This is a genomic window from Bradyrhizobium sp. DOA1, from assembly GCF_001593325.1.
Taxonomy (GTDB): Bacteria; Pseudomonadota; Alphaproteobacteria; order Rhizobiales; family Xanthobacteraceae; genus Bradyrhizobium.
The window spans coordinates 691,298-709,989 of the sequence record NZ_JXJM01000001.1; the positions used below are offsets into that span (position 1 = coordinate 691,298).

An 18,692-nucleotide genomic window follows, 5' to 3' on the forward strand; every position below is an offset into this window, starting at 1 on the left:
GGAGGTGTAGCCGAACGGATCGAGCCATGTTCCGCGCAGGCCCTTCATCCGCGCCAGCAGGGTCAGCGGCCCCTGGATCCACCGTCCGAAGGCACGCTTGCGCGGACGTCCACGTGCGTCGCGCCTTGACGGCAGGAAGGGCGGGGCAAGGTGATAGCGGATGCTGAAGCCGTCCTCGAACGCGCCTTTCAGCTCGTCGAGGAAGCCGCTCTGCATGTGCAGCCGCGCCACCTCGTACTCGTCCTTGTAGGCCATCAGCTTGAACAGCGCGTGGGCGACCGCATCGGTCAAGGCCTCGCTGCCCAGAGCAGACTCTGCGGTGCGGACTCTTGCGACCATCGCTCGGTAACGCGCCGAGTAAGCTTCGTTCTGATAAGCCGAGAGGAAATCGACGCGGCGTTCAATGAGCTGATCGAGGGTCTCGACAGCGGGCGCATCGCTCGTTCTCGGCAGAAAATCCGGATCGGCAGCGGCGATCCGGCCCCAGGCGAACGCCTGCTTGTTGCGCTCGACCATGACGCCGTTGAGCTCGATTGCGCGCAGTAGCGCTTGCAGCGAGACCGGGACCAGCCCGCGCTGCCAGGCAAAGCCCAGCATGATGATGTTGGCATAGACGGCATCGCCGAGCAGCCGTTCGGCCAGCGCATTCGCGTTGATCGTATCGAGATTGCCGTCGCCGATCACGCGGCTGATCGCGTGCAGGCGGGCAGGAGAGGCGAGGTCGGCGTCCCGGAAGCGGACGACGTCGCCGGTCGGCATCTCCGCGGTATTGATCGCGGCGCGCGTGCCGCGGCGATAGGTGCCGGAGGCCTTCGGCGAGGAGCTGACGACGAGGTCGCAGCCGATCAGTGCATCGGCCGCGCCTTGGTCGATGCGAACCTGGTGCAGCGCTTCGGGAGAGGCGGCAAGCCGGATGTAGCTCAGCACCGGTCCGAATTTTTGTGCGAAGCCGGTAAAATCCAGCACCGACACGCCGCGTCGTTCGAGATGCGCGGCCATGCCGATCAGTGCACCGACCGTGATCACGCCGGTGCCGCCGACGCCGGTCACCAACAGATCGTAGGGGCGGTCGAGAGACGCGGAGGCGGGCAGGGGAAGCGTCGCGGCGCGGCCGATCGCGTCGATCCCGCTCGCAGCCTTCTTCCGGCGCGTCGCGCCCTCGACCGTAACAAAGCTGGGACAGAAGCCATTGAGGCAGGAAAAGTCTTTGTTGCAGGCCGAGAGGTTGATCTGGCGCTTGCGGCCGAACGGAGTTTCCTTCGGTTCGACACTGAGGCAGTTGGACTCGACCGAACAATCGCCGCAGCCCTCGCAGACGAGATCGTTGATATAGGCGAACCGCTTGGGGTCGGCCATCTGCCCGCGCTTGCGCCGGCGCCGCTTCTCGGTGGCGCAAGTCTGCTGGTAGATCAGCACCGAGACGCCGGGCACGTCGCGCAGCTCGCGCTGCACGGCGTCCATCTTGTCGCGCGGGTGAATGGTGACGCCGGCAGGCAGGTCCGCCGGCGAGAACTGCGTGGGATCGTCCGAGACCAGCGCGATGCGCTTAACGCCCTCGGCGCGGACGCTGTGCGCGATCGCATGCACGCTGACGGGCCCGTCGACCGGCTGGCCGCCGGTCATTGCGACGGCGTCGTTGAACAGGATCTTGTAGGTGATATTGGCCTTGGCGGCGATCGCCTGCCGGATCGCCATCGAGCCGGAATGATAATAGGTGCCTTCGCCGAGATTCTGGAAGATGTGCTTGTGGCCGGTGAATTTCGATGAAGCCGCCCAATTCACGCCCTCGCCGCCCATCTGGATCAGCGAAGAGGTCTCGCGGTCCATCCAACTGGCCATGAAATGGCAGCCGATGCCGGCCAGCGCCTTCGATCCTTCCGGCACCTTAGTCGAAATGTTGTGCGGACATCCCGAACAGAAATAGGGCGTGCGCGTCGCGCCGGCGACGTTGATCGTGCGTGCCGCCTCCGGCATCAAGCTAGCAGCGCGCGCAGCGAGATTGAGGCCCGGGAACATCGGATCGAGCCGGCGCGCCAGCACGCCCGCGAGTGCCCGCGGCGACAGTTCGCCGATCCAGGAGATCAGCCGTGCCCCCTGCTCGTCATGCTTGCCGACCATGCGCTCGGGCTTGCTGCCGGGATAGTCGTAGAAATATTCCTTGAACTGGCTCTCGATGATGCCGCGCTTCTCCTCGACCACGAGGATCTCGCGCTTGCCCTTGACGAACTCCATCGCGTCATGCAGCGCCAGCGGCCAGACCATGCCGACCTTGTAGATGTCGATGCCGATGCTGCGGCAGGCCGCCTCATCGAGGCCCATCAGCCGCAGCGCTTCCATCAGGTCGAGATGCGCCTTGCCCGTCGTGACGATGCCGTAGGTGGCGTTCGGAATGTCGTAGATGTGGCGATCGATCGGATTGGCTTTTGCAAAGGCGTAGACAGCGTGCTTCTTCGCTTCGAGACGCTCCTCGATCTGCGGTCCCGGCAGGTCGGGCCAGCGATAGTGCAGACCGCCCGGCGGCGGCGTGAAGTCGGGCGTGCGGAAGTCGCGGGGCGGGCGCAGCGCGACGGATGCGCCCGATTCCACGATCTCCGAGATCGCCTTGAAGCCGACCCACATGCCGGAGAAGCGGCTCAGCGCGTAGCCATATTCGCCGAATTCGAGATATTCGCCGACGCTTGCGGGATGCAGCGTCGGCATGAACCAGCTCATGAAGGCGACGTCGGATTGGTGCGGCATCGAGGACGAGACGCAGCCATGGTCGTCGCCGGCCACAACAAGCACGCCGCCATGCGGCGATGAGCCGTAGGCATTGCCATGCTTGAGTGCGTCGCCAGAGCGATCGACGCCGGGGCCTTTGCCGTACCAGAGGCCGAACACGCCATCGACTTGGCGGTCGGCTTGCGTCTCCACCTGCTGCGAGCCGAGCACAGCGGTCGCCGCAAGGTCTTCGTTCACGGCGGGGAGGAATGCGATGCGGTCCCGCTTGAGCCGCTGCTCGATGCGCCAAAGTTCGAGATCGACGCCGCCGAGCGGCGAGCCGCGATAGCCGGAGATGAAGCCTGCGGTGTTGAGGCCGCGCGCCCGATCGCGCCTGGCCTGATCGAGTGCGATGCGGATGATCGCCTGTGTGCCCGTCAGGAAGACACGGCCTTCCTCGCGGTCGTAGCGGTCGGAGAGCTCATAGGCGTCGAGGGATGGAATGGCGTCCATGCGGACCTCCCGCGGCATTCCCTGCCGGATCAGAGGAGGTTAGGCCCGGGCGGCTGGTAGGTCTTACCTATTCATCCCGAATAGATTACGAATCCGGTAGAGTTTTGCGCAGTACGATCAAATTTGGTAGATCTTTCCGACTTGAGAGGTTTCCATGATCGAAGAACAGGACACGCGAATACTCGCCCATCTGCAGAAGGATGGCCGCGCCACCAATCAGCAGGTCGCCGACGAGGTCGGCATGTCCACCTCGGCCTGCTGGCGCCGGGTGCGTGCGCTCGAGGACAGCGGCGTCATCCGTGGCTACGCCGCGCTGATCGATCGTGAGCGGGCGGGTTTTACGATGTCCGCCATCCTCCACGTCTCGCTGGAGCGGCATGATGCCAAGTTCGTCGACGAGTTCGTGTCACGCGTCACGGGGCGTCGCGAGGTGCTGGAGTGCTTTGCGACCACGGGCGATGCCGACTATCACCTGCGCGTGGTCGTGCAGGACATGGCCGCCTACAACAGATTCCTGGACGAGTTCATGTTCCGCATCCCCGGCATCCGCTACGTTCGCAGCAACGTGGTGCTGAAGGAGATCAAGACGGGCGTGGCGCTGCCGTTTTGACTAACCCTACGGCACTGTCGAGTGCGATGCGGGTTACTTCGTCACCCCGAGAGACCTATTCCGCGGCATCGCGCCGCTGCGTCTTCCAGCTGCCTGCAGCCGGCCGCTTCAGTCCGAGATTTTCCCGCAGCGTCTTGCCGCGATAGTCCGTCTGGAATAGCCCGCGCCGCTGCAGCTCGGGCACGACGTGCTGCACGAAGTCAGCATAGGAGCCCGGCACATAGGTCGCGGCGATGACAAAACCGTCGCAGCCTCGCTCGACGAACATTTCTTCGAGCTTGTCCGCGATCTCCTTGGGGCCGCCCACCATCGCATCCTGGAGCTGGCCGCGGCCGGAGAAAGTGACAAAGTCGCGCGCGCTCGGATTGCTCTTGCCAGAAGTCTTCAAAACGCCGTCGCGAATTCCCAGGATGCCCTGCATGCTCTTCAATTCTTCCGTCGTCAGCGGGTCGTCGAGGTCCTTGGAGGCGAAATCGTAGTTGAGCGCTTCGGCGAGCAGGGATAGCGCGTCGATCTGGAGCGGCAGCGTGTTGATCAGCGCCATCCTGTCTTCGGCTTCAGCCTTGGTTGCCGCGCATACCGGCGTCGTCAGATTGCAGAGGAACATCTGGTCGGGATCGCGGCCGGCCTTGGCGGCTTCGTTGCGCACGGACGCATAACCTTCCTTCGCGGCGGCGAGGTTGCGCGCGGCGGTGAAGATCACCTCACCCCATCGGCCCGCGAAGCGTTGGCCGCGGCCGGACGCGCCGGCCTGGATGATCACGGGATGACCCTGCTGCGACCGCGGCACGGTGAACGGCCCGCGCGACGTGAAGGCCGGCCCCTTGTGATCGAGCCGCTTGACCTTGGCGGGATCGGCAAAGCGGCCGCTTCGCTTGTCCATGATCAGCGCGCCGTCCTCCCAGGTGTCCCAATGGCCGAGCACGACCTCCATGAACTCGTCGGCGCGGTCGTAGCGGGAATCGTGCTCGGGGTGGGAGTCGCGCCCCATGTTGAGCGCCTCGCCGTCGTTCAGCGACGTGACCACGTTCCACCCCGCACGTCCGCCCGACATCAGGTCGAGCGTTGCGAAGCGGCGGGCGACGTCGAAGGGCTCGTAATAGGTGGTCGAGCAGGTCGCGCCCAGGCCGAGCTTCTCGGTGACCATGCCCATCGTGGTCAGCACGATCAGCGGGTCCATCTTCACGCAGCGGATGCCATACTCGACGGTGTGGGCGTGGTCGTTGCCGTAGCGATCCGGCATCGCCAGGCGGTCGTCGAAGAAGGCCATGTGGAACTTGCCGGCTTCGAGAATTCTGGCGATCTCCTGATAATAGTCCGCTGACATCGAATCGTTGCGCGAGTCCGGATGCCGCCACGAACTCGGCAAATTCGTGCAGTTCTGCGCCTGGAGGAAGCCGACCAGTATCATCTGCCGATCCATGCTGCTGTTCTCCGATGTGTCCGGCCTTGACGCGGTCGACATAAGTAGGAAAGGCGATCACGCGGTGGAGCTGATGCGCGTGAGGCGATCGGCGCTGACGATCGGCATCGCGTTCCCTCGGCTTGGTGCCCTTGAGCGGGCTGCTTGTTGGCCGGCATCGTCTCAAAGTGCCGCCGCGATATCAATCTCCCGTAAACCAATACAGGGCTGCAAATTCGTAAAGAAAGCGCGCATTCGGTCGAGGATTCGTCCCGCGCGGCGGTATTTTCGATAGTTTCGTAGCCCTCGTTCGCAGCTCGTTCACTTTGATCGACGGTTTGCAGCGCGCAATAACGACCACTTAGGCGATCGCGCTTCATAAAGGCACCCGGGAGAAATAGGCAGAAATGCCCGGGAGCTGAGATCGTGCCGACGACACTCGCGCGCACCTTTGCGGCGTTGAGCGCCATCAATGAAGCGATCCTCTACGCGAAATCGCCGGACGAGCTGTACCAGATGGTCTGCGACGCCGGGTTTTCGAGCGGGGACTTTTTGGCGGTCGCCGTGTTCCTGGTGGAGCCGGATGGCCGACGGCTGGGCTTTGCGGCCGGCTGCGGCGACGACGTTGCGCGGTTGCGCTCCATCGTGATCACGACGGAAGCCGGCACGCCGGAAGGCTCGGGTGTCGGTGGCGAGGCGTTCCGCGATCAGAAGCTGTGCATCAGCAACGATTATCTGAACGACCCGAGATCGCTCGCATGGCGCGCGGGGGCGGCTGCGGCGCAAATCGGCGCGGCTGCGGCGCTGCCGCTGCTCTGCAACGGCAAGAGTGTCGGCGTTCTCTTCGTGACCCGTCGCGAGGCCGGCTCTCTGAACGTGCAGATGGTGTCGCTGTTCGAGCGGATGTCGGCCAACATTTCCTATGCGCTGGACAACTTCGCGCGCGAGATCGCGCGGCAGACCAGCGAGCGGGCGACGCGGCGACTGAACCGCATGTTCGGCGCCATCAGTGCCACCAACGAAGCCATTCTGCGCGCCAAAACCGAGCAGGAGCTGTACCAGCTCGTGTGCGACGCCTCGGTCCATGGGGGCAAGTCGCTGGCGACGGTCGTTCTGCTGAAGGAGCGGGAGTCCCACTGGCTGAAGCCCGCCGCGGGCACTGGCCAGAATCTCGAGCTCGTCGCACAGACCAAATATTCCGTCGATGCCGACAATCCCTATGGCCGCGGCATCTCCGGCAATGTCTTCCGCAGTCAAAAGCCCTATGTCGAGGACGACCTCGTCAGCCGCACCAAGGGAACGCCGTGGGAGCAGGCCAATGTCAACGCGGGCGTTGCGGCCTGCGTCGCGGCTCCGCTGGTCAAATGTGGCGAGAGTGTCGGCGTCATCCTGTTCTTCATCAGCAGGTCCTGGGCCAAGGACCAGGAAGTCGTCGCGCTTCTGCTGCGCATGGCGGAGAATGTTTCGTTTGCGCTCCAGAACTTCGATCGCGATGAGGAGAAGGCGCAGATCGCACGTGAGGAAGAACGGCTCGCGCGCATGTATGCCGCGCTGAGTGCCACCAACGAGGCGATCATCCGGGCGACATCGCGTGCCGAGCTGTTCGATCTCGTATGCGAGGCATCGGCACAGGGCGGCAAGTTCGGCTCGGCGACGATCGCGCTCGCCGAGCCTGCCTCCGAGCTATTGCGGGTCGTCGCCTCCGCCGGGCCGAACTCAGATGAAGTGCGCAAACTCAAACTCGCCACGACGGATAAGGTGCCGGAGGGACGAGGTCTGACCGGCACGTGTTTCCGCACCGGGCAGCCCTGCCTGACCAATGACCTGCTGGCCGACGACCGGCTCCAGCCGTGGTACGACAGTGCGCGCCGCACCGGCGTCAAGTCCTCCGCCGCGCTGCCGCTGCTCGTCGGCGACCGCACCGAAGGCGTGTTCCTGTTCAACTCCCTCGAGATCGGCACGTTCACGCCCGAGTTGCTCGAACTGCTGGAACGCCTTGCGCGTAACGTGTCGTTCGCGGTCGCAAATCTCGACCGCGCCGAGGAGAAGGCGAAGGCCGACAAGCAGCGGGACCGGCTGAGCGGCATGTTCGCGGCATTGAGCGCCACCAATGAAGCCATCATGCGTGCGGAGACCCGCGAGGAACTGTTCGAGGTCGCATGTCAGGCGGCGGTGCTGGGCGGCATGTTCGCGTCGGCGACGATCGGACTCATCGACGAGCCATGTGAGCTGGTCCGGGTCGTCGCTGTGAAGGGGCGGCTCCAAGAGCGGATGGTCGGGCGCAGCTGTGCGATTTCTCCGGACCATCCCGAGGGCCAGGGCATCATCGGAACTTCGGTACGGACGCGCCAGCCCTGTGTCATCAACGACTACATGCACGATCCGCGCTCGGCACACTGGCACGCCAAGGCCGTCGAGGACGGGACCCGTGCTGCTGCCAGCTTCCCGCTTCTGCGAGCCGGCCAGGACCCCATCGGCATTCTACTTTTCCTCGCGCCGGAGGAGGATACATTCACGCCTGACCTGGTCGAGCTGCTGGAGCGCCTTGCGGAAAACGTCTCGTTTGCGCTCGACAATTTCGAGCGGGCCGAGGAAAAGGCCCGCACCGAGGCGCAGAAGGAGCGGCTGACGCGCATGTTCGCGGCGCTGAGCGCGACCAACGAGGCGATCATGCGGGCGAAGTCGCGCGCCGAATTGTACGACCTCGTCTGTCTCGCCGCATCGAACGGCGCCAAGTTCACCTCGACGACCATCGCACTCGCCAGCGCCGACAGCGATCAGCTCAAGATCGTCGCCAGCGCTGGACCATCGTCCGACACCACGCGTAACGTCCGCCTCTCAGTCGACCCCGAACGCCCCGAAGGACGGGGGATGGCGGGCACCGCGTTCCGGACCCGGCAGCCCTGCATCAGCAACGACTATCTCAACGACCCGCGCGTGAGCGCCTTCCATGCCATCGTTCGCGGCGACGGCGCGCGCTCGGGTGCGGCGATCCCGCTCGTCGTTCACGACCTCGCCGTCGGCGTCATGATCTACATGTCGACCGAAAGCGAGACCTTTACGACCGAGTTCGTCGAACTGTTGCAGCGCCTCGCCGCCAACGTTGCCTTCGCGATGGAGAATTTCGATCGCGCCGACGAGAAGAACAAGGCCGACGAGCGGATCGAGTACCTCGCTTCGCATGACAGCCTGACGGACCTGCCGAACCGCGAGACGTTCAACGGCCTGCTGCGCGAGGCGATCGACACGGCGCACCGCCACGATCATCGTTTTGCGGTGCTGTTCATCGATCTCGACCGCTTCAAGGTCATCAACGATTCGTTGGGCCACGAGGCCGGCGACCTGCTCCTGCTCGAAGTCGCCAACCGCCTGCGCGGCGCGTTGCGGGCAAGGGACGTGGTGGCGCGGCTCGGCGGCGACGAGTTCGTCGTGATCCTCGACCAGTGCGGCGAGATCGACGACGTCCAGCACATCGCCACCGGGCTGCTCTCCGCGCTTGCAGAGCCCATGGAGCTGGCCGGGCACGAGTGCCACACCACGGCCTCGATCGGCATCGCGATGTATCCGGCCAACGGTTCCGACGCGCAGACGCTGACCAAGAACGCCGACATGGCGATGTATCTGGCCAAGGAGGACGGCAAGAACGGCTATCGCTTCTTCTCCAAGGAAGTGAAGACGCAGTCGATCGAGCGCCTGTCGCTGGAGAGCGCGCTGCGCCGGGCGCTGGAGCGCGAGCAGTTCTCGCTGAACTATCAGCCCAAGGTCGACATGGAGACCGGCCAGATCACCGGCGTCGAAGCGCTGCTGCGCTGGACACATCCCGACCTCGGCAACGTCTCGCCGGCGCAGTTCATCCCGCTGGCGGAGGAAACCGGACTGATCGTGCCGATCGGCCGCTGGGTGCTGAACGAGGCCTGCGCCCAGGCCATGGCCTGGCAGCGCCGCGGCCTCTTGCCGCTGTCGATGGCGGTCAACCTGTCGCCGCGGCAGTTCGCCGACGAGCATCTGTTGCAGGACGTCGACGAGGCGTTGGCGGTCTCCGGCATGTCGCCCGTGCTGCTCCAGCTCGAAGTCACCGAGAGCATGATGATGCGCAATGTCGGTCGCGCGCTCAAGGTGCTCGATGCCATCCAGAGCCGCGGCATTCGTCTTGCCATCGACGATTTCGGCACCGGCTATTCGTCGATGTCGCTGATGAAGCACTTCCCGATCGACACCATCAAGATCGACCGCTCCTTCGTACGCGACCTGCCGCAGGATTCGGAGGACCAGGCGATTGCGCAGGCGATCATCAGCATGGGCAAGGCGCTCGGTATGACCGTCGTGGCCGAAGGCGTCGAGAACGCCGAGCAGGAGGCGTTCCTGCGCACCCACGGCTGCGACGAGATGCAGGGCTATCTGATCTCCAGACCATTGCCAGCGCGGCAAATGGCCGAGCTGCTGCGGCCGATGGTCCCGATTGTCGCGCCGCCGCTCCAGCCGGAGCAGGACCTTGCCGCGACCGAAGCTGCATCATTACGGCTGAAACGCGCTATCATCTGACGGCAGCGGGTGCAGCTCGCGGACGTCGTGTCCCTCGCAATCAGATTTGCTCGGAAAGTCCTGGGGGCCTGTCAGCGACGTCTGCTCGATGAACAGCGCGAGAATGATACGCGCGCCTTCGGCGAAGCTCGAGCCCTCGCTCAAGCCGAGCTCAGCGCGCCATGCCTGCCCCATCGGCTCATTGTCGTCGAACACCGCCATTGCAGGACCCCACCACCAGGCAGGTGCGGGCGAGCGCTCCTCCGCGGGCACGCCATGCCAGCGGGCGAATTCGTCCATCACGCGCTCGAACTCCAGGCGTGCAGCCTGATGCATGCGGTCGATACTCCTCGAATCCAGGACCGATGATGGGCCTACGGCTTGGATTCGATCGTGGCCTTCGCTCGGAAAAAAATTAGCTCGGGCAATGGGCCGAGCCATGCAAGCCGACATCATCGTCGGTCATGCGAACAATGCGGCCGTCAGCGACGCGCTGACGGCGGCAGCGAATATGCATTCTAGCCGTGTGAAGGCACGGCAGGCAAGCTGCGGGCGCGCCGACTGGCTAACGCGGCCTGAACGGATGCGCCTTCTGGTGCCAGGCCCATGCGGTGCGGATCACCGTCGGCAGATCGGAGTGACGCGGCACGAAGTTCAGCACCTTTTTCGCGGCCGAGGGATCGGCGACCAGATAGGTGGGATCGCCGGCGCGACGCGGCTTGACGGTATGCGGCACCTCGCGTCCAGTCTCCTGCCTGATGGCGTTGAGGATCTCGCGCACCGAAAAGCCGGAGCCGGTGCCGAGATTGAAGCTGCCGCCGGCATGCCCCTGTTCCAGAAGCTTCAATGCAGCCACATGTGCCGCCGCGAGGTCGGTGACGTGGATATAATCGCGGATCGCGGTGCCGTCGGGCGTGTCGTAGTCCTCGCCGAACACCGCGAACTCGACATGCCCTTGGAGCGCCATCATCGCGCGCGGAATGAGATGGGTCTCGTTGTCGCGCAACTCGCCGATGCCGCCGGCCGGATCGGCGCCGCTGGCGTTGAAATAGCGCAGGCAGAACGCGCCGAAGCCGTAGGCCGAGCGATAGTCGGCAAGCATGCGCTCGATCATCAACTTCGATGCGCCGTACGGATTGATCGGCGCGCAGGGAAAGTCTTCCGGCAGTTCCTTGGAATCGGCGTTGCCATAGACGGCGCCGGTCGAGGAGAACACGATGCGCTGGCAGTTCGCATTGCGCATCGCCTGCAACAGCGACAGCGTGCCTTGCACGTTGTTGATGTAATATTTCTGCGGGTCGGTCATGGACTCCCCGACGAGGCTCGCCGCCGCGAAATGCATCACCGCCGTGATCTTGTGATCGGCGAAGGCGCGCGCCAGCGTCGTGCCGTCGAGTAGATCGCCGGTCACCAGGGGGCCGGCGACGAAACTGCGATGACCTGTCGAGAGATTGTCATAAACGACGGGCTGGTAGCCGGCGGCGGCCAATGCGCGGCAGGCATGCGAGCCAATATAGCCCGCGCCCCCGGTGACGAGGACGGTCGGTCGGTCGGTCATGTCGTCTTCAGCTCTTCTTTTAGCGGAGGGGTCGGTTGCGGCTGAAGAGAAGATAGAGCGCGCGGGGGTTGGTGGTCAAATAGCGCCAGAGCAGGCGGCGTGGCTCGAGCCAGGTCCGCCAGGCCCATTCGAGTCCAAACTTCTGCATCCATTGCGGCGCGCGGGAACGGCTGCCTGACAAGAAGTTGAAGAGGCCGCCAGATGTCTTGATAACGCCAACATTGGTGAGATGCGGCGTGAACTCCTCCACGAATGCCTGCTCGTTGGGCACGCCGAGCGCGACCCATAGATAATCCGGCGCAAGCGCGTTGATCTCGGCGACTTTCGCGCGCAGCGCTTCGCCTCGCAGATAGCCGTGGCTGTGCCCGACGATCTTGAGGTTCGGATACATCTTCTGGACGTTCTCGACCGCTGCGGTGTTCTCGGCCTCGCTTGCGCCGAACATGTAGAAGGTGCGACCCACCTGTTCCGCTTTGCGTGCGACGATGTGGAACAAGTCCGTAGTCGCGACGCGTTCCGGCAGCGGAAACCAGGATTGCAGCTTCGAAGCGGCGACCAGGGGCTGGCCGTCGGCGTTGATCAAGTCGGCGGCGCGGAACAGGCGCTCGGTCTGCGGCTCGGTCGAGCAGCGGGCCAGCACCTCGCCATTGGCCGAGGTTAGGAATAGGGGCCGTCCGATGCGATTGTCGGGATCGGTCGCCTCGATCATGAAATCGGCGGTTTCTTCCAGGTCGATCGCGGCCATACGAAGGCCGCCGACGGTGGTTCGCGGCACGTCGGCAGTTGCCGCCCGTCCATCGATGTTGACGCGGCGCTCAAGCATATTGTCTGCCCTGCTGTCGCGTTTGGGCTGCGGGAGTGAGCTCGTCGAGCACGACGCCGACGAGCTTGCGCTCGGCGCGGCCGAGCGTGGCCAGGATCTCTTCCAGGCCGTCGTTGATGTCGAGGCTGGTTGGCAGCACCGCCACCACCGCGTCGGTATCGTCGAGCAGCTTGCGGCCGCCGGCTGCCAGCGGCACCGGGGGACCGTCGAGAATCACGAGATCATAACCGCCCGCGGCCCGCGCCTGCGCAATGGCCTTGCGGATGGCTTCGGTCGCCTTGCCGGCGTCGCCGTCGGCGGCCGGCAGCACCGAAATGCCGTTCACCGTCTTGATCTCGCGCGCGTCCTTGCTGCCGATCGAGAGCCAGCCGAGGCGGCTCGGTTCATTTTTGCTGCCCCGGCTGACCTTGTTCGAGAGCGAGCGTGCCAGATGGTCGGCGTCAATCGTCAGCACGCGGGCGCCGTCGCGCGCGGCCGCCAGCGCAAAGTTGAGTGCGGTCACGCTGCGTCCGGTGGTCTCGCCGGGACCGACGAGCGCAATGACAGGCATTGCCTTGCCGGCGGCGCGCCGCGCCGCCGCGGCGCGCATGTCGCGCCAGGCATTGAGCAGCGTGGTCAGGGGGAAGCCAGGGCGCAGCGTCGGCCAGCTCAGCCGGGTGAGATCGACGCCGCCGCCCGTGGCGAGAATGGCGCCGAGCGTGTGGATGACGTCGGCCTCCTGGAGGCGGGCGAGCAGCGGCTTTTCGATCAGCGGCTTTTCGACCATTGCAGGCTGCAACGGAGGTGCGGCCAGTTCCGGCGCAGCTTGCGCGACTTCCTGCTCAGGCGGCGAGGTCTCAGGATCCCGCGCACGCTGTGGAGCCCGAGCGGCATCCGACGCAGGCGCGCGCTGTGGGCGTACCGGCGTCGGCACCGGTGCACTTGCACCAGCGAACAGCAGCTCGGCCGCGACGAACCAGCTCGAGGCGGCGACTGCGCCGAAGATGAAGCCGATCATGGCGAACAGGCTCATCGCCGGCGGGAACGATCGTCGCTGCGGCACCGTCGCTTCGCCGATGATTCGGGCTGCTGAGGTGTTCAGGCTCTCCTGCTCCTCGGTCTCGCGCGAGCGCTTGAGGAAGGACTGATAGACGTCGCGGCTGGCATCGGCCTCACGCTCGAGCTCGCGCAAACGCACGGAGGCCTGGCTGAGCTGGACGCTCTGCCGCTTCTGCGCTTCCAGCGCACGGTTGAGCGAAGCCTCGAAGTCGCGGGCGCGCGTCAGATCGTTCTTGGCGGCTTGGGCGAAGCGGTCGATCTCCTCGCTGATGGTGCGCTTGAGGTCTTCGACCTGCTTCTCGGTCTGGCGCAGCGCCGGGTGGCGCGGGCCGAGCTCGCCGGCCTGCTCAGCATATTTCTTGCGGGCATCGGCATATTGCGCGCGCAAATTCGCGATCGTCGGCGATTGCAGCGCCTCGGGGATCGCGCCTGCATCGGCGGCCGTGCGCCGGCTCGCCTCGATCTGGTCGAGCCGCGCCTGCGCATCCATGGTCGCGGCGCGAGCGGCGGCCAGTCGCTGGTTGCTGGCGGAGAGCTGCTGGTCGCTGATCAGCGTGTCCTGGGTGCCGACGAAATTGTTCTGTGCCTTGTAGGTGGCGAGCGCGGTCTCGGCATTGCGTAGCCGTTCGCGCAGCTCCTTCAGACGGCCGGACAGATCGTTGGTGGCGCGGCGTGCTGCCGAAGCCTGCGAGTTGCGGGATTCGGCGAGGTAGGCATTGGTCAGCGTGTTGGCGAGCATCGCGGCCTTGGCCGGATCCGTCGACCAGACCTCGATGTCGACGATGAAGCTTTTCTCGGTCTTGCGGACCGTGATGTGCTTGTTCAACGCGTCGAGCGCCGCGAGCTCCACTTCCTTCTTCTCAGCGGCGGAAGGCGCGCGGGGTTGCAAGCCGACCAGGCTGAGCAGCGACGACATCAGGCTGGTACCGCCGCCGCCGCCGAATTCCGGATCCTTGTCGAGACCGGCCTGTTGGATGACCTGGAGCAGCACGCTGTTGGAGGTGATCAGGCGCGCCTGGCTCTCCACCACCATGGACATGCCGGAGACATCCTGCGCGCGGGGCGTGAGCTCGCGATCGACCAGCTGAAGCTCGCGCGGATCGACATAGAGCTGGGCGGTGGCGGTGTAACGGGGCGTCAGGCTCTTGCCGACGGTGACCGCAAGCGTCGCGCCGAGCAGGGCGGCCGCCGCAATCGCAACCTTCCGCCGCCACAGCAAATTGGCGAGCTCCAGCGCGTTGAAGCCGGCTTGAGGCTTCCGTTGCGCGGCCTCCGGTCCGGTTCGATCGATCGGCTGGTTATAGTCAAGCATGATCCCCAGCTTTCATTCCAAGTGCCGCGGGCTGAGGGGTTACTCTTCGCTTTACGCCACGCACCCGGGATATAGGTGCCCAATCAACGCAACAGGGAAAATTAACCATACTCATTGAGGGACTATTCACCGAAATGGCAAACAAAGCGTTTAAGCGCATGCCGCCTTTCGGAGCGTCGCCGTGATCGTCCAGAGATTAACGGGTGGTTACCGCGCGCAGCGTGCCCGCGAAGCATCGCTCGCCGTTCGATAGACTGCGCGCGCATGACTTTCAGCTCTTTCGCAGGATGACGTGATAGTCGCCGCGGCGGACGTCGGTGTTGCGCGGAAGCACCGCGTTCATCACCGCGGCGCCGGCATCGACCAAGGCCGCGAACAGCGGCTTGCGCCCGCGCATCTCGGGGTAGCGCGGGCTCTCGACCTCGCGCCGATAGATCATCTCGAGCCCGTTGGCGGCCGCGAATGCTTCGAGCCTCGGCAATGTCACCAGCGGATGGAAGAACGTCGGGAAGGGCGGCTCGCCTGGCAGGCCCGCATCCTTGATGCCGCGGATGTGACGGTAGAACCAGACGTGAAACCAGTGCGGCGAATATTTGGTGACGACCCCCGACAGCGAACGCGGATTGGGCGCGCCGATCAGGATCATTCCGCCGCGTTTGAGCGCATGGCGGAAATTCAGGAGCGCCGCCTCGACGTCGGGCAGGTGCTCGATCACGTTGTAGCAGATCACGAGATCGAAGGTATCGGGCTCGAAACGGTAAGTCTGGACGTCACCGAGAACTGCCTTGTCCGCATAGGTGTTGTTGCGGACCTGGTCCTCATCGATGTCGACGACGGTGACGTGGCTGCGGCCCGGCAATTCCGGTGGCAGGACGCTGCACGAGCCGCCGCCGGCTTCATAGATGGCGAGCCGGCCTTGCGGTAGTTCGCGGCGCAGCACGTCATGGACGGCGAGCAGGCTGTCGCGGGCTTCGCCGGGGACCAGATCGTGCAGTGCGAGTGGGGCCGCCGCGGAGGCCTTGATGGCGGTGGTTGTCGCGAAATCGATCGTCGCTGGCTTGTTCATGATTTTCTGACCGCGCTTGTTCTATTCAAATTTACAGGAAAAAACTCGCTCCCCCGAAGAGCAAATCTGATGCCGCGCCGTCTCACTGCTTGCAGTGCTTACAGTCGGGTTAATGCCCATAGACGTTAACTACAGCATTGTTCATGTTGAGCCGTTGTCGGCACACTGGACCGCGAATTGCACTACCACGCGTGCAAGGTTTTGCGTCAGAAGCACGCGAACGCGGTTAAGTGCATGCTATCGTGCCGAGATGGCTGCAAATCGCCGGCGTCGTGGCGGGATGCGCCGCGCGGCGGCCGTTCATTTTGGAACGCCGCTGTCCCGCGACGTTGTGCCGTCGCGGGACGTGGCCGATCCGCGCGATCGAAGCAGGGCTTTTTCAACACATCTCGGACATCTAGGACGCCATGACATTGATCCCGACAGAGCTGTCCGCGACGCGCATCTCGGACGTCGTCTCCGATCCCAATCGGGAGATCGTGGCGAGCTCCCGCGTCATCGATCTTTCGGTCGGCATCGTCGTCTGCATTCCCTGCTTCCGTCGTCCGCAGCATCTGCGGCTGACCCTGGACTCGCTGGTGAGCCAGCGCACGCCCCGTTCCTTCGCCGTCGTCATGGTCGAGAACGATGCGGCGCGCCGCGAGAGCGCGCCTGTCGCCGCGGAATATCTCGCCGATAGCAGGCTTCAGGGCATCTGCCTCGTTGAGAAGCGGCAGGGCAATTGCCAAGCGATCAACGCCGCGTTTGAGACGGCCCAGGCGCTGTTTCCGGCCGCGACCCGCTTCCTGATGATCGACGACGACGAGATCGCCTCACCCGACTGGCTCGAACTGATGGTTCGCACCGCGGAGGCGACCGGCGCCGACGTGGTCGGCGGGCCGGTGCTGCCCGTCTTCGACGACGACAGCCAGCCGTGGCTGTCGCGTCATCCTGCCTTCTACCCCACCTATGAGTACAGCGGCGCGGTGCCGCTGATCTATGGCTGCGGCAATTGCCTGATCACGCGCGCGGTATTCGAGCGGTTCGATCGTCCCGCCTTCGACCTGCGGTTCAATTTCCTCGGCGGCGGCGATTGCGACTTCTTCGTGCGGTGCCGCGATGCCGGCCTGAAATTCCACTGGACGGCTGAGGCCGTCATCACCGAGACCGTGCCGCAGAGCCGAACGAGCCTCGGCTGGATCGCGAAGCGAGGCTTGCGGATCGGCGCAATCAATTATCGCGTGCAGTCAAAGGCCGCGCAGAGCGCGACAGCGCGTGCGCTGGTGTTCGCGCAGATGCTCGGACGGCTGCCGCTGTCGCTGGTTCGCGCCGCCAGCCTGCTGACCTCCTCCAAGGCCGTCGTCGCAATGCATCCGGTGATGGTCGCGCTCGGCTCGGTGCTCGCGGCATTCGGCATCGAGCCGAAGCCCTATGAGGCCTCGAAGATCGTGTCCTGATGCCGTGATGGCATCCTAGATGCCAAAACGGGTGAGGAAGACCCGAAGCGCCGCGCGCGGCAGCGATTTGAGCGACCGCCGGCCAACCATCGCGAGATAGGTGAAGGCTTGGCGATATCTGCCGAAGCGCACGGCCTGCATTGCTGAATAGGTGACGAGATGGATCTCGGCGGCCTGACGCAGCGGGTCCGCCATGTCCTCGGGCAGTCTTGCCAGGATCAGCCCGTCGTCGAAGACGCGCGCGACCGCCGGGAAGAAATCCTGCGGCGTCCGCACTGCCGCATTCATCGTGTTGGCGGTATGCACGCGATAGTCGAGCAGGAGCTTTGGTGCGAATTCGAACTCGCCGATCGCGGCAAGCCGGCACCAGCAGTGCCAATCCTCGCAATATCTGAGCGAGACGTCGAAGCCGCCGACGGCGCGGAAGGCTTCCGCGCGGGTGATCGCAATGCCGCCATTGACGATGAAATTGCCGGCTGCAAGCCGCATCAGCACGTCGCCGGATGGCTTGCTGCGTCCCTTCAGCAGGTCGCGCCGGCCGATCTGCCGTCCCTCGCTGTCGATCGTGTTGTAGTCGCCATAGACGAGAACCGCGCGGGGCGCGCCGCGCGCCGCCGCCAGCAGCGCCGCCACGGCGCCGGGACGCAGGCGATCGTCGGCGTCGAGGAAGAGCAGCCAATCGCCGCTCGCATGGCGCGCGCCGAGATTGCGCGCCGCGGACACGCCGGCAGAATAGTTGTTCATCATGCGCAGCCGCGGATCGCGCATGGCGTGAACGATCGCAATTGTGTCGTCGGTCGAGCCGTCGTCCACGACGATCACCTCGCCGACATGGTCCTGCGCAAGTGCGCTCGCGATTGTTTCGCCGATATAGGCCGCAGCGTTCTTGGCGGGAATGACGACGGAGACCGACGGGGCCGGGGTCACCGGCAGCGGCAGGCGCGTCGCCGGCGCCACGCGTGAGGCGGCCGGTAGTTCGAGAACCTCGTCGGCGGTGATCAAGCGGCAGCTCGTCTTTAATGGTCTGTTAACCAGGGGCACGTCTGCCGAAATCTCGGCTGCGGCGGATGATAGCCGCATTGTCGGCAAGTTCGCCGCCGCTAGCGCCCGCGTGGCGGCGGATTTGTGGAGTAACGTTAAGCAGGCGACATCGAGCCTGCTGCAAATCCGACGAGCTCGGCAACTCTGCCCGCAACGCATCTACGGTCGCTTTTGGCAAGCTGGTTGACGGATGGTTAACGGCGGTGAGCTAGAACCTGAGCTCGGCCGGCCTCACCAGCTGTCGCCACGGATTGCAGCCTGGATCGCAGCGCCCTGACATGACTGACGTCGAAACCCGATCATTCGGCCACGTCCTGCATGATGGACTTGCAGGGGTGAACGCCATGCGCGCGGCGCGCTGCCTCGTCGCGGTCGCGGCCCTGCTGTTGATCCTGGTGACGCTCGAGCCGTTTCCCGACCTGCGCAGCGAGCATTTCGTGACCGTCGTGGGCGGACGAATGGCGCTGACCTACATCGTCTACGGCCTCCTGGCTGTCGTCGCGGTGCTGTGCGTCGCCGCGACGGATGCGCCGGCGCTGAAAACCCTGGTCACCCCGCTGCATCTCTGCCTCGTCGGCTGGCTGCTGATCAACATCGCCTTCTCCGAGAGCCGCGGCGTGTCGTTCCAGCGTTTCGTGCTCGCGGCGAGCGTGACGTCGCTCGCCGTGCTGC

Annotated in this window: 11 protein-coding genes and 1 pseudogene; 4 read left to right on the forward strand and 8 right to left on the reverse strand. The window is 64.9% G+C overall.

Annotated elements, in window-relative coordinates:
• On the reverse strand, positions 1–3,213 hold a 3,213-nt coding region (locus tag SE91_RS03200), incomplete at its 3' end, for an indolepyruvate ferredoxin oxidoreductase family protein (RefSeq protein WP_061850906.1).
• A gap of 154 nt (positions 3,214–3,367) precedes the next feature.
• Here SE91_RS03200 and SE91_RS03205 point away from each other — a divergent pair.
• Positions 3,368–3,823, forward strand: coding sequence for an Lrp/AsnC family transcriptional regulator (locus SE91_RS03205; RefSeq protein ID WP_061846558.1), 456 nt, complete (start codon positions 3,368–3,370; stop codon positions 3,821–3,823).
• Between the two features lie 55 nt (positions 3,824–3,878).
• Here the strand turns inward: SE91_RS03205 and SE91_RS03210 are convergent, their stop codons facing one another.
• A complete protein-coding gene (locus SE91_RS03210; protein ID WP_061850908.1) occupies positions 3,879–5,246 on the reverse strand; it encodes an LLM class flavin-dependent oxidoreductase in 1,368 nt (455 codons plus the stop codon).
• Positions 5,247–5,651: 405 nt separating this feature from the next.
• Here SE91_RS03210 and SE91_RS03215 point away from each other — a divergent pair, with 405 nt between their 5' ends.
• A complete protein-coding gene (locus SE91_RS03215) occupies positions 5,652–9,767 on the forward strand; it encodes a bifunctional diguanylate cyclase/phosphodiesterase (protein WP_061846559.1) in 4,116 nt (1,371 codons plus the stop codon).
• Here SE91_RS03215 and SE91_RS03220 read toward each other — a convergent pair.
• From SE91_RS03220 to SE91_RS03240, 5 genes are all read right to left on the reverse strand, one after another.
• On the reverse strand, positions 9,741–10,082 hold the full coding sequence (locus SE91_RS03220) for a hypothetical protein (RefSeq protein WP_061846560.1): 342 nt from the start codon (positions 10,080–10,082) through the stop codon (positions 9,741–9,743). The genes SE91_RS03215 and SE91_RS03220 overlap by 27 nt on opposite strands.
• A 229-nt stretch (positions 10,083–10,311) precedes the next feature.
• On the reverse strand, positions 10,312–11,304 hold the full coding sequence (gene galE, locus SE91_RS03225) for a UDP-glucose 4-epimerase GalE (protein WP_061846561.1): 993 nt from the start codon (positions 11,302–11,304) through the stop codon (positions 10,312–10,314).
• A 19-nt stretch (positions 11,305–11,323) separates the two neighbouring features.
• Positions 11,324–12,127 carry a WecB/TagA/CpsF family glycosyltransferase gene (locus SE91_RS03230; protein WP_061846562.1) on the reverse strand — a complete coding sequence of 268 codons (804 nt, stop codon included), beginning with the start codon at positions 12,125–12,127 and terminating at the stop codon, positions 11,324–11,326.
• Positions 12,120–14,477, reverse strand: coding sequence for an exopolysaccharide transport family protein (locus SE91_RS03235; protein WP_061846563.1), 2,358 nt, complete (start codon positions 14,475–14,477; stop codon positions 12,120–12,122). The genes SE91_RS03230 and SE91_RS03235 overlap by 8 nt, the downstream gene beginning before the upstream one ends.
• Positions 14,478–14,748: 271 nt before the next feature.
• Positions 14,749–15,543, reverse strand: coding sequence for a class I SAM-dependent methyltransferase (locus tag SE91_RS03240; RefSeq protein WP_061846564.1), 795 nt, complete (start codon positions 15,541–15,543; stop codon positions 14,749–14,751).
• 407 nt (positions 15,544–15,950) lie between these two features.
• Here SE91_RS03240 and SE91_RS03245 point away from each other — a divergent pair, with 407 nt between their 5' ends.
• Positions 15,951–16,979, forward strand: a complete 1,029-nt coding sequence (locus SE91_RS03245; RefSeq protein WP_061846565.1) for a glycosyltransferase family 2 protein — start codon at positions 15,951–15,953, stop codon at positions 16,977–16,979.
• 15 nt (positions 16,980–16,994) lie between these two features.
• Here the strand turns inward: SE91_RS03245 and SE91_RS03250 are convergent, their stop codons facing one another.
• Complete coding sequence (locus SE91_RS03250) at positions 16,995–17,981, reverse strand: glycosyltransferase (RefSeq protein WP_061846566.1); 987 nt, start codon at positions 17,979–17,981, stop codon at positions 16,995–16,997.
• A gap of 317 nt (positions 17,982–18,298) precedes the next feature.
• On the opposite strand from SE91_RS03250, the pseudogene SE91_RS03255 reads away from it, so the two are divergent.
• Positions 18,299–18,692, forward strand: a pseudogene (locus tag SE91_RS03255) (O-antigen ligase family protein); the annotation flags it as partial.

Excerpts from the sequence above, each read along its gene's own strand:
- SE91_RS03205 (WP_061846558.1), top strand. The coding sequence starts at position 3,368 with ATGATCGAAGAACAGGACACGCGAATACTCGCCCATCTGCAGAAGGAT.
- SE91_RS03210 (WP_061850908.1), bottom strand. The coding sequence starts at position 5,246 with ATGGATCGGCAGATGATACTGGTCGGCTTCCTCCAGGCGCAGAACTGC.
- SE91_RS03220 (WP_061846560.1), bottom strand. The coding sequence starts at position 10,082 with ATGCATCAGGCTGCACGCCTGGAGTTCGAGCGCGTGATGGACGAATTC.
- galE (WP_061846561.1), bottom strand. The coding sequence starts at position 11,304 with ATGACCGACCGACCGACCGTCCTCGTCACCGGGGGCGCGGGCTATATT.
- SE91_RS03230 (WP_061846562.1), bottom strand. The coding sequence starts at position 12,127 with ATGCTTGAGCGCCGCGTCAACATCGATGGACGGGCGGCAACTGCCGAC.
- SE91_RS03235 (WP_061846563.1), bottom strand. The coding sequence starts at position 14,477 with ATGCTTGACTATAACCAGCCGATCGATCGAACCGGACCGGAGGCCGCG.
- SE91_RS03240 (WP_061846564.1), bottom strand. The coding sequence starts at position 15,543 with ATGAACAAGCCAGCGACGATCGATTTCGCGACAACCACCGCCATCAAG.
- SE91_RS03245 (WP_061846565.1), top strand. The coding sequence starts at position 15,951 with ATGACATTGATCCCGACAGAGCTGTCCGCGACGCGCATCTCGGACGTC.